This is a genomic window from Bradyrhizobium sp. USDA 4474, from assembly GCF_054057515.1.
In genome coordinates, this window is the sequence record NZ_JBSRZJ010000002.1 from 15,892 (window position 1) to 31,484 (window position 15,593).

General features: G+C 63.7%; 18 protein-coding genes and 1 pseudogene. 5 read left to right on the plus strand and 14 right to left on the minus strand.

The window, feature by feature from the left end:
* Positions 1 to 161: 161 nt before the first annotated feature.
* The 6 genes and pseudogenes from scpB to ACVW16_RS01745 all read right to left on the minus strand — a co-directional run bounded on the left by scpB (position 162) and on the right by ACVW16_RS01745 (position 6,896).
* On the minus strand, positions 162 to 914 hold the full coding sequence (gene scpB, locus ACVW16_RS01720; protein WP_456703694.1) for an SMC-Scp complex subunit ScpB: 753 nt from the start codon (positions 912 to 914) through the stop codon (positions 162 to 164).
* 21 nt (positions 915 to 935) lie between these two features.
* A complete protein-coding gene (locus tag ACVW16_RS01725; protein WP_456703695.1) occupies positions 936 to 1,775 on the minus strand; it encodes a segregation and condensation protein A in 840 nt (279 codons plus the stop codon).
* Positions 1,772 to 2,197 carry a hypothetical protein gene (locus ACVW16_RS01730; protein ID WP_456802226.1) on the minus strand — a complete coding sequence of 142 codons (426 nt, stop codon included), beginning with the start codon at positions 2,195 to 2,197 and terminating at the stop codon, positions 1,772 to 1,774. Before ACVW16_RS01730 ends, ACVW16_RS01725 begins: the two co-directional genes overlap by 4 nt.
* Before the next feature lie 45 nt (positions 2,198 to 2,242).
* The gene (locus ACVW16_RS01735) at positions 2,243 to 3,757 is read right to left on the minus strand and encodes an SPOR domain-containing protein (protein ID WP_456738174.1); all 1,515 of its coding nucleotides are present in this window, start codon (positions 3,755 to 3,757) and stop codon (positions 2,243 to 2,245) included.
* Between the two features lie 141 nt (positions 3,758 to 3,898).
* A pseudogene (argS, locus tag ACVW16_RS01740) lies at positions 3,899 to 5,690 on the minus strand (arginine--tRNA ligase).
* Between the two features lie 9 nt (positions 5,691 to 5,699).
* Positions 5,700 to 6,896 carry a deoxyguanosinetriphosphate triphosphohydrolase gene (locus ACVW16_RS01745; protein ID WP_456703699.1) on the minus strand — a complete coding sequence of 399 codons (1,197 nt, stop codon included), beginning with the start codon at positions 6,894 to 6,896 and terminating at the stop codon, positions 5,700 to 5,702.
* Positions 6,897 to 7,016: 120 nt separating this feature from the next.
* Between ACVW16_RS01745 and erpA the strand changes: the two genes are divergently transcribed.
* Complete coding sequence (gene erpA / locus ACVW16_RS01750) at positions 7,017 to 7,346, plus strand: iron-sulfur cluster insertion protein ErpA (protein WP_027559340.1); 330 nt, start codon at positions 7,017 to 7,019, stop codon at positions 7,344 to 7,346.
* Between the two features lie 147 nt (positions 7,347 to 7,493).
* Here the strand turns inward: erpA and ACVW16_RS01755 are convergent, their stop codons facing one another.
* The 7 genes from ACVW16_RS01755 to ACVW16_RS01785 form a co-directional block, all read right to left on the minus strand.
* Positions 7,494 to 8,255 carry a pentapeptide repeat-containing protein gene (locus ACVW16_RS01755; protein ID WP_456703700.1) on the minus strand — a complete coding sequence of 254 codons (762 nt, stop codon included), beginning with the start codon at positions 8,253 to 8,255 and terminating at the stop codon, positions 7,494 to 7,496.
* A gap of 127 nt (positions 8,256 to 8,382) precedes the next feature.
* Positions 8,383 to 9,060, minus strand: a complete 678-nt coding sequence (locus ACVW16_RS01760) for a DUF4272 domain-containing protein (RefSeq protein WP_456703701.1) — start codon at positions 9,058 to 9,060, stop codon at positions 8,383 to 8,385.
* A gap of 156 nt (positions 9,061 to 9,216) precedes the next feature.
* Entirely contained in the window at positions 9,217 to 9,450 is a 234-nt protein-coding gene (locus tag ACVW16_RS01765; protein ID WP_456735228.1) for a DUF7737 domain-containing protein, read from the minus strand.
* Between the two features lie 35 nt (positions 9,451 to 9,485).
* Positions 9,486 to 9,761, minus strand: a complete 276-nt coding sequence (locus ACVW16_RS01770) for a hypothetical protein (protein ID WP_456735229.1) — start codon at positions 9,759 to 9,761, stop codon at positions 9,486 to 9,488.
* A complete protein-coding gene (locus ACVW16_RS01775; RefSeq protein WP_456735230.1) occupies positions 9,758 to 9,970 on the minus strand; it encodes a hypothetical protein in 213 nt (70 codons plus the stop codon). Before ACVW16_RS01775 ends, ACVW16_RS01770 begins: the two co-directional genes overlap by 4 nt.
* Positions 9,971 to 10,106: 136 nt before the next feature.
* Positions 10,107 to 10,883 (minus strand): class II glutamine amidotransferase, encoded by a 777-nt coding sequence (locus ACVW16_RS01780; protein ID WP_456735231.1) that lies wholly within the window; start codon positions 10,881 to 10,883, stop codon positions 10,107 to 10,109.
* A gap of 32 nt (positions 10,884 to 10,915) precedes the next feature.
* Positions 10,916 to 11,149 carry a DUF6356 family protein gene (locus ACVW16_RS01785; protein WP_456703702.1) on the minus strand — a complete coding sequence of 78 codons (234 nt, stop codon included), beginning with the start codon at positions 11,147 to 11,149 and terminating at the stop codon, positions 10,916 to 10,918.
* 129 nt (positions 11,150 to 11,278) lie between these two features.
* Here ACVW16_RS01785 and ACVW16_RS01790 point away from each other — a divergent pair, with 129 nt between their 5' ends.
* The 3 genes from ACVW16_RS01790 to ACVW16_RS01800 all read left to right on the plus strand — a co-directional run bounded on the left by ACVW16_RS01790 (position 11,279) and on the right by ACVW16_RS01800 (position 12,307).
* Complete coding sequence (locus tag ACVW16_RS01790; RefSeq protein WP_456735232.1) at positions 11,279 to 11,752, plus strand: Lrp/AsnC family transcriptional regulator; 474 nt, start codon at positions 11,279 to 11,281, stop codon at positions 11,750 to 11,752.
* 165 nt (positions 11,753 to 11,917) lie between these two features.
* Positions 11,918 to 12,052, plus strand: coding sequence for a hypothetical protein (locus ACVW16_RS01795; protein WP_456735233.1), 135 nt, complete (start codon positions 11,918 to 11,920; stop codon positions 12,050 to 12,052).
* Positions 12,053 to 12,073: 21 nt separating this feature from the next.
* Positions 12,074 to 12,307, plus strand: a complete 234-nt coding sequence (locus ACVW16_RS01800; RefSeq protein WP_456735234.1) for a hypothetical protein — start codon at positions 12,074 to 12,076, stop codon at positions 12,305 to 12,307.
* Positions 12,308 to 12,317: 10 nt separating this feature from the next.
* Here ACVW16_RS01800 and ACVW16_RS01805 read toward each other — a convergent pair whose 3' ends face one another.
* On the minus strand, positions 12,318 to 14,648 hold the full coding sequence (locus tag ACVW16_RS01805; protein ID WP_456735235.1) for an ATP-binding protein: 2,331 nt from the start codon (positions 14,646 to 14,648) through the stop codon (positions 12,318 to 12,320).
* Between the two features lie 136 nt (positions 14,649 to 14,784).
* Here ACVW16_RS01805 and xth point away from each other — a divergent pair, with 136 nt between their 5' ends.
* A complete protein-coding gene (gene xth / locus ACVW16_RS01810) occupies positions 14,785 to 15,582 on the plus strand; it encodes an exodeoxyribonuclease III (protein WP_456703706.1) in 798 nt (265 codons plus the stop codon).
* Positions 15,583 to 15,593 lie beyond the last annotated feature (11 nt).

The following is a 15,593-nucleotide window of genomic DNA, read 5'->3' on the forward strand; positions in this document are numbered from 1 at the left end:
ACCCTCCAAACGCGCATGGCCGGGGACCGGCCGATCTTGACCGGAACGTAGGCTTCGCAGGCGCCAAAAACAAGGACCAAGGCACCGCCAATTCGCTGTTGGCGCTACGTAATCTTGCTAGTTGTTAACTGGTCGCAGGGGACCTGTCGAAGGCCGGAGGATTACTCCTCGCTCCCGCCCTCGCCGCCCTCATTGCCGCCTTCCGGCGGCGTCTCGGGCTCGACCGCAGGCGCCAAGGCCAGATCGAGCTCCTCGCCGGGTTCCAGCGGATCCTCGTCCTCGCGCAGTTGCGGGTCATCCGACGGCGTCGGCACGCTGAATCCGGTCGGCAGACGCGAATCCAGGAGGCCAGTGCCCTTCAGCTCCTCTAGCCCCGGCAGATCGCCGAGCTGTTCCAGGGTGAACTGCGACAGGAAATCCTCGGTGGTTCCGAAGGTCAGCGGACGGCCCGGCGTCTTGCGACGGCCACGCGGCTTGATCCAGCCGGTCTCCAGCAGCACGTCGAGCGTGCCCTTCGAGGTCACCACGCCGCGGATTTCTTCGATCTCGGCGCGCGTCACCGGCTGGTGATAGGCGATGATCGCCAGCACCTCGATGGCCGCGCGCGACAGGCGCCGGGTCTCGGTGCTCTCGCGCGTCATCAGCCAGGAGAGGTCGCCGGCGGTGCGGAACGTCCATTTGTTGGCGACCCGCACCAGGTTGACGCCGCGCAAGGCATAGTCGGCCTGGAGCTGCTCGAGCGCCGCCTTCACGTCGACGCCCTCGGGCATGCGCTTGGCGAGCGTCGCGGTATCCAGCGGTTCACTCGAGGCGAACAGCAACGCTTCCAGCAGCCGCAATTCTTCGGGACGCGCCTGGGATTCATTCTCCATCGGCTCGGCCTCTTCTACCCGCACTTCAGCCAGGCTTGCCATGGCAGCTTCTCCTTCTTGCACTTAGCCGACCGGCGCATCGGGCGCAGGAGCTGCGTCCATGACCGGTTTCGGGCGCCCCTTCCGGAAATAGATGGGCGCAAACGCCTCTTTCTGGTTCAGCTCGAGCTGACCTTCACGCACGAGCTCGAGCGCGGCGGCGAAGCTCGAGGCGAACACCGTCGCGCGCTGTGTCGGATCCGCGACGTGGCGGATCAGGAAATCATCGAGAACGCTCCAGTCGTCCTGCTCGGTGATGCTGCCGACCAGCCGCTCCAGCGTGGCGCGCGCCTCGGCCAGCGACCACACCGTGCGCTTGGCCAGATGCACGCTCGCCAGCACGCGGGACTGGCGCTGCGAGGCATAGGCCGTGAGCAGGTCGTACAGCGTCGCGGTGTATTTCGGATGCCGGATCTCGGCGATCTGCTCGGGCTCGCCGCGCGGAAAAATGTCGCGCAGCAATTGCTGCCGGTTCATCAGCCGGTTGGCCGCTTCGCGAATCGCCTCCAGGCGGCGCAGACGGTTGGCGAGCGCCGTCGCCATCTGTTCGGCGCTCGGCCCCTCGGCGCTCGGCGGCTCAGGCAGCAAGAGGCGCGACTTCAGAAAGGCGAGCCAGGCTGCCATCACCAGATAATCGGCCGCAAGCTCGAGCCGGATCTTTCGCGCAGCTTCGATGAAATGGAGATACTGATCGGCCAGTGCCAGGATCGAGATCTTGGCGAGGTCGACCTTCTGCTGCCGAGCCAGCGCGAGCAGCAGGTCGAGCGGGCCTTCATAGCCCTCGACGTCCACGACCAACGCCGGCTCGCCCTCGGCGAGCTCTGCGGGCCGGCCGGTCTCAAACGATAGAATTTCTGCGGTCATGCGGATGCCGTGTTTGCGGTCAATGCGTCCAGTTCCGCATTGTCGTTGCTGTGAAGCGGCGTGCCGGCTCTGGACTTGGCGCGACTTCGCTCGCCAATGCTTCCCACTAACGCCTTCATCGGCCCGTCATTACTCGTCAACAAATCCTGGAACCCGATTGCGCTGCGAATCACCTGAGCAATCATTGTCGCAGAAGTCGTCGACGGATGGACCCGCTCGGCGGCGCCATCCACGGGAATGCTGAGGCCAGCGGGATCAGTCGGCCCTGTCAATTCCCAAAGAGAAGCTGCAACTTGGGGCGAAATCTCGAAGCTGAGCCTGAAGGGAATCGCACCCGGTGCACTTTCGGCACGGACAAACGCCCGCTCGGCGGCGGTCAGTTCCGTTCCGGATACGCCGGTAATGAAGGCCCGCGTGCTCATAGGGCCGATTAACCCTGCCCCAAGAGGGGGTCAAGGAAACGGCCGCTAATTCCTCTGGACGAAGCAGGACGGCAGGCCAGCAGACTTCAGATTGTTGCAGGCCTGCACCGCCTCCTCGGCCGACCCGTACGGCCCGGCGAAGGCGCGGTAGACGATGCCCTTGCCCTTGTCAGTCAGGTCGACCCGCTTGATGACCGGCGAACGGCCGCCGAGCACGCTGCCATATTTGCTCTGGAGCACCCGGTAGGACGCAGCCGCACTATCCTCACTCTGCTGCGAGGACACCTGCACGACATAGCCGCCGCCACTGGCCGCAGGCGCAATCTGCGTCGGGGCGGTCGCAGCCATGCGCTGCGGCGGCTCGGACGGCGTAGCTTGTGGTGCCAGCGAGAGCGGCTGGTTGACGCTGGCGTTGGCAGAGGTCGGCGGCATACGCGGCGCAGCGGCCGGTTTCGGCGCCGCCGCCGGCTTGGCCGGGGGCGGAGCTGCGGCTTGCGGCGCGGCGCTGTCGGTCTGGTCGCCCCTCACCGCCACCGTCTTGATTGTGCGCGGCGCATTGTTCGGCATCGTGCCGTTACTCGGAACCGGACCGGCGCCCGGCGCCGGAACATTGGATGGCGACACGCTCGCCACCGGCGGCGGGTTTGCATTCTGGTTCAGCGCCGGAAATACCACGCGGGGACCGGCAGCCTTGGCGTTGACATCGACCGGCGCCTCCTCGCGCGGCACGATCTTCTCGCCACCGTCACCTGTCACCATGCGATCCGGCACCTTCGCGGAGGAGTCCGACGGCGCCGGTATGATCTTGGTCGGCGTATTGTCGGCCTTGATGATGGGCGGCTCGCCGCTACGGGGCGAGCCGATATAGGTCTTGTAGGCGAAGGCCGCACCGGTTCCGACCACAGCGAGAGCAAGGATCGCAGCAACGGTCATCATGCCGCCGCGCGATTTCCTGGGCTCGTCGACATCGGCTTCGGCATAGTCGCTCTGGAACGCGTAAGGATCGTCCGGATAGGCCGGCTCACGCTGGAAATCCTGCTCGCCTGACTCAAGCCGGCCATAAAGCGCATCATCGTAACGCGCCGGATCCGGCTGCTCCGGGGCCTCGTAGGCCTGGGCCGGCTCCTGACGATAGGCTTGATCCTGATAAGCGTGGTCCTGATAGGCCTGCGGCTGGCGATATTGCGGCTCGGGCGAAGCCGGCTGAGCCGCATAGCGATGCAGCGGATGAACCGGATTCACCGCGACGGGATGGTCAGGCTCGGGCGCGGGCTGCGGCTGCACGTTGGCACGCCGCATCCATGAGGGCGGCCCCGGCTGAGGCGGCGCGGCCTGCTCAGCGTAGTCGGGCTGATCATCGTCGTGCGAATAACCGTCGTGCTGATAGGCCTGCGCCGGTGCTGCCGCTGCAGCCGGGCGGCCCTGGGCTGCGAACGGATCGGTCTGTCCGATCAGGCGCGCAAGCTCGGCCAAGGGATCATTATCCGCCCTCCCATGCTGGTCGGCTCCGCGACCATAGTCATCGGAAGGAAGCGGTCTGTCGTGATATCGATCGGCCATCGTGATGATGCGTCCCTTCGGGAAAGCCGCGCGCCCCTCGACCAAGGCGCGGCTTTCGACCCACAAGGCTTTCAAACAAGTCCAAGCGATCCGGCTTCTGCCGGAACCCCCCGAAATTCCCGTTAAGTAGTTCGCCCCAAACTACCGCATCTCGTCCGGAGCATGGACGCCGAGGATGGCGAGGCCCGATGCCAGGACAGAGACGACGCCCTGGACCATGGCCAGTCGCGCCTTTGTTAGAACTGCATCATTATTGATAATGAAGCGTAAATAGGGCAAATCGCGCCCCTTCGTCCAAAGTGCGTGAAATTCACTCGCTAAGTCATAGAGATAAAAGGCGATACGGTGCGGCTTCGTGGGCGCCGGCTGCAGCTTCCAGCATCCTCGGATAAATTGCGAGGCGCTTGAGAAGATCAAGTTCGACGGGGTCCGACAGCCGTTCCAGGGCCGACTCACCGAGCCACGCGATCCGCGTCTCGGGATCCTCGGGCAGGTCCGGGAACACCTCAGCCCGCGCGTTGCGGAAGATCGAGTGGCCACGGGCGTGGCCGTACTGGACGTAGAACACTGGATTGTCGCGCGACTGTTCCATGACCTTGGCGAGGTCGAAATCAAGCACCGCGTCGTTTTTCCGGTAGAGCATCATGAAGCGGACGGCGTCCTGGCCGACTTCATCCACCACCTCACGCAAGGTGACGAAGTCCCCGCTCCGCTTCGACATTTTCACCGGCTCGCCGTTGCGCAGCAGCTTCACGAGCTGGACGATCTTGACGTCGAGCGAGCCTTTGCCCGAGGTTGTCGCCTTCACCGCCGCCTGCATGCGTTTGATATAGCCGCCGTGGTCAGCACCCCAGACGTCGATCATCTCCGCAAAACCACGGTCGAACTTGTTCTTGTGGTAGGCGATGTCGGAGGCGAAGTAGGTGTAGGAATTGTCGGACTTGATCAGCGGACGATCAACGTCGTCGCCGTAAGCGGTCGCCTTGAACAGCAATTGCTCGCGGTCTTCCCAGTCCTCGACTGGCGCACCCTTCGGGGGCGGCAGGCGGCCTTCATAGATATCGCCCTTGGCTTTCAGGAACTCGATGGTCTCGGCGACCTTGTTGTTGCCGGTCTCGATCAGCGAGCGCTCCGAGAAGAACACATCGTGCCGGATGTTGAGGGCGGCGAGATCGTCCTTGATCTCGTCCATCATCATCGCGATCGCCTTGGCGCGCACCGTCGGCAGCCACTGCGCCTCACTCATGGTGATGAGCCTATCACCGTGCTCCTTGGCGAGCGCCTGCCCGACCGGCTTCAGATAGTCGCCGGGATAGAGGCCTTCCGGGATCGCGCCGATGGCCTCGCCGAGCGCCTCGCGGTACCTGAGGAAGGCGGAGCGTGCGAGAACGTCGACCTGGGCGCCGGCATCGTTGATGTAATATTCGCGGGTGACGTCGTGGCCGCCGAACTGGAGCAGGCTCGCCAGCGCATCGCCGAACACGGCGCCGCGGCAATGGCCGACATGCATCGGTCCGGTCGGGTTGGCCGAGACGTATTCGACGTTGACCTTCGAGCCGCCGCGGACACGGCCGTAATCGGCGCCCTCGCGCAGCACCGTCCGCAGCGCCTCGGCCCAGGCGGTGGGCTGCAGCGTCAGATTGATGAAGCCGGGACCGGCGACATCGACCTTGGCGATCAGCGCATCAGAGCGGAGCCGCTCGGCAATCTGCTCGGCGAGGTCGCGGGGCTTTGCCTTGGCCTCTTTCGCAAGCACCATGGCGGCGTTCGTCGCCATGTCGCCATGGGAGGCATCGCGCGGCGGCTCGACCACCACGCGGGAGAAATCGATGCCCTCGGGCCAGTTGGCTTCCATCGCGAGTGCGCGGCAGGCGGCGTGCACGCGGGCGAGCACGTCGGCGAACAAATGCGGGCTTGAGGATGTCTCGGGCATGGCCGCCGCCTAACGCAAATCCGGGGTCGAGTCAAAGAGCCGCTGATGCTCGGTCAGGGCGAAACGGTCGGTCATTCCGGCAATGAAATTGCCGATCCGGCGGGCCCGCTCCCCCTCATTGTCGGCCTCCGCCCCGACCAGCCATTCCGGCGGCAGCTCGGCCGGCGATGTCAGGTATTTCGCGAACAGATCGAACACGATCTGCTCCGCCTCGGCCATCACCCGCATGACCCTGGTGTGCCGATACATGTGTCCATAGAGGAAGCCCTTGATGGCGGCCTCCTCCTCGGCGACTTCAGGCGGAAACGCGATCAGCGCCCTATTCTGCTGGCGCACGTCCTGGGCCGATTGCGGCCTGACGGCGGCAATGTTCTTCTGCGCCTCTGTGAACACCGCGCCGATCAGATGCGAGATCAGCTCACGGACCAGCTCGGCCCCGCGCCTGACGTCTTCGAGATCAGGGTAATGTGCTGAGGTCTCGGCGATGATCTCCGCCGTCAGCGGCATCACCTTGAGGTCATCGAGGTGGAACAGGCCTGCACGCAGGCCATCGTCGATATCGTGGGCGTCATAGGCGATGTCGTCGGCGATCGCCGCGACCTGCGCTTCCAGCGAGGCGAAGCTCCAGAGCTCGAGGTCGTATGTCTTGATGTAGTCGGCGATGCCGACGGGAACGCCGTGTTCGCGATAACGGCCAGTTGGCGCGCCGCTGCGATCGGTCAGGGGGCCATTGTGCTTGACGATGCCTTCGAGCGATTCCCAGGTCAGGTTCAGCCCATCGAATTCAGGATAGCGATGCTCCAGTGCGCCGACGACGCGGAGCGCCTGGGCGTTGTGGTCGAAGCCGCCGAAATCCCTCAGGCAGGCGTCCAGCGCCCGTTCACCGGCATGGCCGAACGGGGGATGACCGAGATCATGGGCCAGCGCCAGGGTTTCGGTGAGGTCCTCGTCCAGCCCAAGCTGCCGGGCCAGCGCCCGGGCGATCTGCGCCACCTCCAGCGAATGGGTCAGCCGTGTCCGGTAATGGTCCCCCTCGTGGAACACGAACACCTGGGTCTTGTACTTCAGGCGACGGAACGCGGTGGAATGGATCACCCGGTCGCAATCCCGCCGGAACGGGCTCCGGGTCCGGCTCGGCGGCTCCGCGACCAGCCGGCCGCGGCTGCGATCGGGGTCGCAGGCATAGGGTGCGCGGGGGGCTGCCATTCCGACGGACACGACGAATTTAGTCCCTATCCATTTGATTCTGCGTATCCTTGCACTTAACTATGCCCGACGCGGGATACCAAATGAATTGGCTATGACGCGGACGACCGGAGATGAGACATGACGACTGCCGTGACCATCAGTGACCGCGCCGCACGCCGGATTGGGGAAATCCTCAAGGGCGAAGGCACAGGCGCGATGCTGCGTATCTCGGTCGAGGGCGGCGGCTGCTCCGGCTTCCAGTACAAGTTCGACATCGACCGCGACCGCACCGACGACGATCTCGTCATCGAGCAGGACAACGCGGTGGTGCTGGTCGATTCCGCCTCGCAGCCGTTCCTGGCGGGATCGCAGGTCGATTTCGTCGACGACCTGATCGGCGCCTCGTTCCGCGTCAACAATCCCAACGCGACGGCGTCTTGCGGCTGCGGCACCAGCTTCTCGATCTAGTCCCCAACGCAAATCTGCAAAACAACCCCATGCACAGTAGCCGGGACGTCGGTACTCGTCGTTTCGGCTTTTGCGAAAATTGCTTGCGGCGTCGGGCAAAACAGGGGTAAGGTGTGATCATCGCGAGGTCCCCGCCCGTGGCCGGTGTCATCGCCCCCGCGTGCGCACCGATACGCCCATGGCGTCGAGCAGGCGAAACATCTGATCGTCGCTGATCTTCAGGCCAGCGAAGTCGGCGAGCGTCGTCAGGTTCAATCCGCTCACCTCGGCACCGGTGAGGTCAGCACCGGCGAGCTTTACGCCATCGAGGATGGCCTGGAACAGATCGCAGTCCGTCAGGTCCGCATCCATCGGGTCGGTGCCGGACAAGTCGGCTTCACGGAGCCGGCTGCCGGCAAGGCTGCAACCCGGGAGTTTCACCTCGAAGAGCTCGGCCAGGTCCATCCTGCAGGCAAGAAAGCGCGCCCGCGTCTCGATCTGCTTGCGGCTCAGAGCACGACTGAAGTCGACCTTCGTGAACTTCGCCCCCGTGAGATTGCAATCGCGCATCTCGATTGCGAAAAGCTCGGTTCGATCGAAGCAAGCCAGGGACAAATCGCACGCCTTGAACGTGGCCCGTTGCAGATCGCTAAAGGCAAAGCTGCAGAGGTTGCCATCACCTCCGGCAAAGCTGCAGCTCTCGAAATGGGTACCTGAAAGCTCTCCGTGCGAGAAGCGACACGACACGAACCTGCAATTGGAAAAGCGCGCGTCCTCAAAGACGACATTGGAGAATTGAACCCGCTCGAACACGCAGTCGGCAAATGAGATGCCGCTGCAATCGATCTCGGGCCAGTGATCGTCGGACATCTGGAGCGACCGGACGGGTTTGCCGGCGCTAATCTCTCGGGCGAGCGCGTCGATGTTCATTCGAAGTGGATCCGGCTGCGTCGGGAGGGGCTATCTTAGCAAGAACCGCAGCGCGCTTGCTGCCTTTAGCAGGCGCTTTGTGCGCAGTCTCCACAACACGGGAAGCGGACCCTTCCGCAGGCGAGCATCAGGTATCGGTCGTGACGTGATCCCACGCTTGTTCGTTGTATCCGATCAGCCAGTTCAAGGCGTGGTGTCTTTCTGCCGTCACGCCAGGATCGAGAGCTGCTGGTACCGCCTGTCCTTTAATACGAGCGTTTCTAACAGCCCAGTGGTACCGGTAGATGAGATCGGCCTGATCAAGAATGTCCGCGATCGGACGAAGTTCGGAGTCTTCAATGAACTCAGAGGTTGTCCTCTCGGCCATTGTCTTTGCCGCGAATTCCACATCGCAAATCTGGGCTGGCCTGCCGAGTCTGGCCACGAAGCCCAACGCCCAAAGCAGAGTCCACGCGGCTTCGTGCCGCCACGTGAATTGAATCCGGTCGTGCTGCGAAGGGGAATTGTCGAGTGCGAAGGCCAGTTCCTTGGGGGTGAGATGTGGCCGGAGCTCGTATGATTCCAGAAGTCGTTCAGCTAATTCTTCATCAAGTCCTTCGCCCTTTGCAGCAACGAAAAGGAGACAAAGAGTGCGCAGCGCGACTTCCTCCTTAGACCGTTTCAGCGCCTCGGCGGTGCTCTCAATAACGGGCAACATGGCGAAGAAAGGTACGCCCTCGGCTTGAAGTATCCTTTCTGATCTGAGCTTTCTTTCAACAGCTTCCCCTGACACCCCTTCATGCTCGCCTGCCCTACTCCCGTTCATCGCGCCTTTCCCCCTGTTGTCGAGCGTACAATATCACACGGCCTCTTTGTTTCGGACTCCAAGTGAGACTTTATGGCTTGGAAAAATCGCTCGGCCTCATGAGGCTCAAACTAATCTCCAGCCACGTCATGCAATCGAGGATGCGGGCCTGTACGCTCACACAGCAAGTTGGGAGAGAATGCTGGGATCTTCGATACGATCATCCTGAGCCAACAGCATCGCCTTGGAGAGGATCAGCGACAAGGTCTGGTCGCCTTCGGAAGGAACAATATCCAGCTCGTCCTCGCTGCCTTTGGGCACCATGCAAAGGTGCCGGCCGCTGTCCGCGAGCTGGCTCGCTCCCGAGCCCAGGTGAATGCGATAGGTCGTCCGTTTCCCGTCCACGATCAACCAATCGCCGGCGATGTGACAGCGCTCGGCAATGGTCAGCGAGGGCAGTAGCGTGGCTTGGCGTCCGATCTTTCGTCGTAGGCGACGCGGCTCGCCGCGATCCAGCCGCGCTTGCGCAGGATCGCATCAGCACCCGCTGGTGCAGGATAGCCGCCTTTGAGCGGCGTCAGGCGCAGGAATACGACGGTGCTTTTCGACGTCAGTGGAAATGGCGCGTCGAGATTGACGATCTGCTGGCGTTCAACGAGCAGAAGGAAGCGGTTGGCCGAAAACGCATGCAGTGCGGCCTCAACCACTTCGTCGAGCGTCAAACGCGCGGGCGCCCGATCTCGGCGCAACCATTCGGCACGCAGTTCGCCACATGCGCGTCGAAGCGCTCGAAGCGACCTTCGAACTCGCGCCGCACTCTTTCTGCGATGAGCCGCCGCGCCGTGATTGGAGCTGCTTCGGACCAGCTGAACGACCCGACGGGCGTCGGTGGCTGCGCTCCGGCTTGATCGCAATAGTCAACCTCGAACATCGTCCTCCCCGCGACAGGATGTCGGGTCGTTTTCGGAGCTGATCGATAAGATAGCGTTACGCACAACTAGAGCGTGTGCTTAACGCTTGCTTTCCCGAGGCTATAAAAATAAGGGGAATTCCGTCCCCGCAATCTCTCATGAACGGCGAAACGGGCTCACATCGACGCGGGCGCGATCCATGCGCACGAAGCTCTGCGGCGGAATGGAGTCCCAACCGGTGCTGGCGTCGTCGATCGGCTCGGACACGATGAGCGCACCGCCTCCCGATACGCGCGTGTTGACGTAGAGCGTCGGCGGGCGCAAATCGCTGGCGTAGCGGATCGCGTAGAGCTTCTCGCCGTCGGACATCGCGGCGGTGAGCCGCAGCGGTTCATTGACCGCGCTCGAGGCCATCTGCTGCTCGATCAGGTCGACAACCGCAGCGAACGCGCCCTCGGCATCGGATGCAAACCCGAACGCCAGCAGGAGAAGGAAGATCACTTCGCTGTCGGTCGTGCCGTGGCGACTGGCGTAGTGGTCGTCAGGGATATGCGCCTCCAGGGCGCGGCGTAGGCGTTGCCAGCCGCCGATCTGGCCATTGTGCATGAAGAGATAACGATCCACCGCGAAAGGATGACAATTGTTGCGGATGGTCGCAGTGCCGGTCGCAGCACGCACATGAGCGAGAAACAGCGAGGAGCGAATCTGGTGCGCGATCGACAGCAGGTTCTCGTCGCTCCAGGCGGGCCGCACGTCGCGAAACAGGCCGGGCCGCTCGCGTTCGCCGTACCAGCCGACCCCGAAACCGTCAGCGTTGACCTCCGACTTGGCTTCGCGGCAATGCCGGCTTTGCGCGATCAGGCTCTGGCAGGGTTTTGCGATGAAGTCCTCGAGGAAGACAGGCGCGCCCAGATAGGCCAACCATCGACACATATGGCTCCCCTGCCCCTCGATCGCGGCGCTGGCTACTCGGCGGGCTGCAGCGCGTGACCGCGACGGGTGATGCGCTCGTGCATCTGCCGGATCATGCGGCTGGCCGTGGTCTCGAACAGGCAGGGAATCACGGCATGCACCAGTGCCGCCAACGCAGCCCCGAACAGGCGCGCCGCGAAACCGAGCGCGAACAGGAAGTGTTCGCCGTAGGATTCGTCGACGCTCTCAGGATGGGACAGAAACAGCCGGTGCAGGGTGGTTTGCATGCGGGGCTCCAGGGTGCGCGGTTCGCCTGCAAGACCTAGTGGATTCGAACCAAGAAAATGTCCCAAACATCACACGATTAGCGCCATACCTGTTGAATTTGGACGATAATTTCGTTTATTCTTGGGATAATGGATGAAACAGATCGCAAACTCCTCAACCTGATCCAGCATGACGCTGCCTTGTCGCTGGACGAGCTCAGCGAGCGCGCGGGACTTTCCCGCAACGCCTGCTGGCGCCGCATCAAGCGGCTGGAGGATGACGGCATCATCAAGGGGCGCGTGACGCTGCTCGATGCAAGCCGCATCAACGTCGGCCTGACCGCGTTCATCGCGCTGCGCACCACCGAGCACAGCGCGAGCTGGCTCGCGCAGTTTTCGAACGCCGTGCGCGACATTCCCGAGATCATCGGCGTCTACCGCATGACCGGCGATGTCGATTATCTGCTGCAGGCCGTCATCCCTGACGTTGCCGCCTATGACCGCCTTTACCAGCGCCTGATCGGGAGGATCACGCTCGCGGACGTGTCGTCATCATTCGTCATGCAGGAGATCAAGGCGACGACGGTGCTGCCGCTCGACTATGCGCCGGAGCGGCGCGGGTAAAGTCGAGCGACGGCCAGGGGTCTCATGCCCACGATCGACCGGTTGTCGCGTCCCCGTGTCGGACCGGGCAATCAAGCGCCGGAGGGCGCACCTTCGCGCCGCCCTGCGATGGCAAATCTATCGTGCTTTCGGCATAAGCTGTCGTAGCTTCACGGCGAAGCAACAGTGCCGGCCTTCCGTGATCGACAGTGGCGCCATGCCGACGGCTTTCTCGACCAGAGCACGCTGCAGGTCCAGCGCACCGGCGCCGGCAGCTGCATGATGTTCGATCGCGAGGCCAACACCATGGCGTTGCGGTGATCACGATGACACGACACCGCCGTGAGCATGATGAAACGCGCAGGCCCGTGCCAGCACGTGACGATCCCCGAGCTCGGCCGCGAAGCGTTCGGCGAGCATTCCTGCACCAAGGGCAACGGCAACGCCGTCAACATCTTCGTCTGGAAGAACGGCAGGCAGGCGTCGATCCTGTTCGCGCCGGTCAAGCCGCACCCGGAGTCCGGCTTGGTCGAGCACCTGCAGGCGGTCGCCGGGCGAGTTTATGGAAAACTGTGACGGCGCCGGCTTAGACCCCCGTCATCTGTCTTTCCTCATCCGTCCACTCGACCTCATCAGGCATCAGCTCCGGCTGGAGCGGCGCGTCTTTCGTCATCACGTGACCGTCCAACGCGCGCAGCAGTGCCGCGGCCAGCGCCGGCTTCCGAAGCGGTTTTGCCAGAAAATCCGACATGCCGGCCTCGCGGCAGATCCTGACGTCTTCAGGGAAGGCGTTGGCGGTCAGCGCGATGATCGGCAGAGCTCCGAAACGTCCGCCCTCGGCGCGGATCGCGCGCGTTGCGGCAAGGCCGTCCATTTCGGGCATGCGCACGTCCATCAGCACGATGTCGTAATCGCCTTCGGACACGGCCACCACGGCTTCGACGCCGTCGGTCACGACACGCAACTCGACGTCGAAGGCACCGAGCATCTTGCTCACGACCATGCGGTTGACGGCATCGTCCTCGGCGACCAGCACCTTCAGCGGCCGGTCGAGGCTTGCGATGCGGGCCTTGAGATCGTCGGCTTCCTCGCGACCAGGATCCTGATCCGATATCTGCGCCTGGCTCCAGGGCAGCACGAGCGTGAAGCGGAAGGCCGAACCCTCGCCCGGCGTCGAGGTGACGCCGATGGTGCCACCCATCTGCTCGATGATGCGCCTTGAGATCGCAAGGCCGAGACCGGTGCCGCCGAAGCGGCGGCTGATCGAGGCATCGGCCTGGGCGAAGTCGCTGAACAGCTGCCCCAGCTTGCCGGGTGCGATGCCGATGCCGCTGTCGGTCACGATCCATTCGACTGTCGCGAGGAGGTCGCGCCGCGCCTGGCACGTCGCCTTGATCGTCACCTCGCCCGCGTCGGTGAATTTCACCGCATTGGAAGCGAGATTGAGCAGCACCTGGCGGATGCGCGCGACGTCGCCACGCAATGTCGGCGGCAGGTTTGGATCGAGCTCGACCTTGACGCTGAGACCTTTGCTCTTTGCGCTGGCGCGCGCGACATTCGCGATCGTCTCCACAAGCGTCTGCGGCGCGAAGTCGATCGCCTCGAACTGGAAACGGCCGGCCTCGAGCTTGGAGAGATCGAGGATGTCGTTGAGGATGCGCTGGAGGTTGTCGCCGGATTCGCGGATCGTGGTCACGGCCTCGCGCTGCTCGGGATCGAGGTTGGTTTCCAGCAGCATGCTGGCGAGACCAAGCACGCCGTTCATGGGCGTTCGGATCTCGTGGCTCATCACGGCGAGGAAATCTGATTTCGCCCGGCTCTCGGCCTCGGCCTTTTCCGCGCGCCAGCGCTCGGTGACGTCGCGGCCGAAGCCGCGATAGCCCAAAAACTGCCCGTCGCGGTCATGGGCGGGCTTCGCGGTCAGCGACCACAGCCGCGCTTCGCCGCCGGCGACGACCTTGAGGTTCATCTCGTGCAGCGGCTCGGCGTGCTCCATCAGGCCGACAACGTTAGAGGCGGCCGCCTTGTCCTCGGGGCAGAGCATGTCGAGCACGTCGGCGAAGTGGGATCCCTTCAGCAGCGGAAGCGGCAGTTGCGCGACGTCGGCGAACCGTTGCGGCACGTCGGTCAGATGCCCTTCGGCATCGGTCTGCCACAGCCAATCGCTGGCGTTCTCCTGAAAATCCTTCAGCAGCAGCGAGATGATCTCGGTCTGCCGCTCGAGCTCGAGCTGGGCCTTGAGATTACCGAGGAACAGATTGCCGTGCGAGACGATGTTGCGCGCCATGAAGAACGCGAACATCAGCAGGAACACCGCCGTCAGCAGATACGGCCCGGTGCCGCAGAGCAGCAGCGAACCGGCGCAGGCGATCGTCATGGTGGCGAGATAGACGAGGCCGGCGCGGGGGAAGGTCGATAGCGTGAAGGCGCCGCCGGACATCATGCCGACCATCAGGCAGGCCAGGATGAGCTGGCTGGTGGGCTCTATCAGGCTGAACAGCGCCAGCGGCAGCGCGCCCCAGATCGCGGCAAGGAAGAACGCCTGTCGCATTGTCTGCCGCGCGGCGCGCGCCGAGGCCTCCTGCGGCGGGCTCCGATGCGAGCGCCGCCACGCCTGCACTGCGAGTGAGGCGGTGACGGCAAGCGTCGTGCCCCAGATCGCGAGGAAGCCGTTCCAGCCGCGGCCCCAGAACAGGATCAGCACGATGGCGACGTTGAGCATGGTGACGGCCATCGTCACCGGAACGGCCCGCGTCACCGCGTCGATCTGCTTGGCGCGGATGCGGCGCAGCTCCCGCTCGCTGAGATCGGCGGTCAGCCCGTCCTCGATCTCGAAGCCGCCGAGCCAGTACAGGAACGCGCCGATCAGGCCGTCGCGCGGCCCGGTCAATGCTGTGGATTTGTCCGGCCATTCCATTCCAAGGAACCTTTTCGGTATCAATGACCTGCGGCCGGCTTAAGCCGGGTTAATTTTGTGGGAGTTTTTGCGGCGTCCTTGACGGGGGCGTTGGCGGTTTGTTCTAACCATGCCCCTTGGTCCGGAGCCCGCCGACATGCCCATCAGAGTTGCCACCTGGAACGTGAATTCGGTCCGGCAGAGGATTGATCTCCTCCTGACCTGGCTGAGGGAGTGTCAGCCCGACATCGTCTGCCTGCAGGAGATCAAATGCGTGGACGAGGCCTTCCCGCGGCTCGAGATCGAGGCGCTTGGCTACAACGTGGTGACGCATGGGCAGAAGACGTTCAACGGCGTCGCCCTGCTCTCCAAGCTCAAATTCGACGAGACCACATCGGGCCTCGCGGGCGACGACGAGGATGCGCATGCCCGCTTCCTCGAGGGCGTGGTGACGCTGAAGTCCGGCGTGCTGCGCATCGCCTGTCTCTATCTGCCCAACGGCAATCCGGTCGGCACAGAGAAATATCCCTACAAGCTCAAATGGATGTCGCGGCTTCTTGAGTATTCGAAGGAGCGTCTTCAGACCGAGGAGCCGCTGATCCTCGCAGGCGACTTCAACGTCATTCCGCACGCCCGCGACGTCCACAATCCCGCCGCCTGGACCGAGGACGCCCTGTTCAAGGCCGAGACGCGGGAGAGCTTTCAGTCGCTGCTCGGCCTCGGCCTGACCGATGCCTTAAGAGCCGTCACCGACGAGGGCGGGCTCTACACCTTCTGGGATTACCAGGCCGGCGCCTGGCAGAAGAACCATGGCCTGCGGATCGACCATCTCTTGCTGTCACCCCAGGCCAGCGATCGGCTCGCCAATGTCGGCATCGATAGCTATGTGCGGGCCTGGGAGAAGCCGTCGGACCACGTGCCGGTGTGGGCGGATCTGGATCTGGAGGCGGCGTAAGGCCGCCTCAC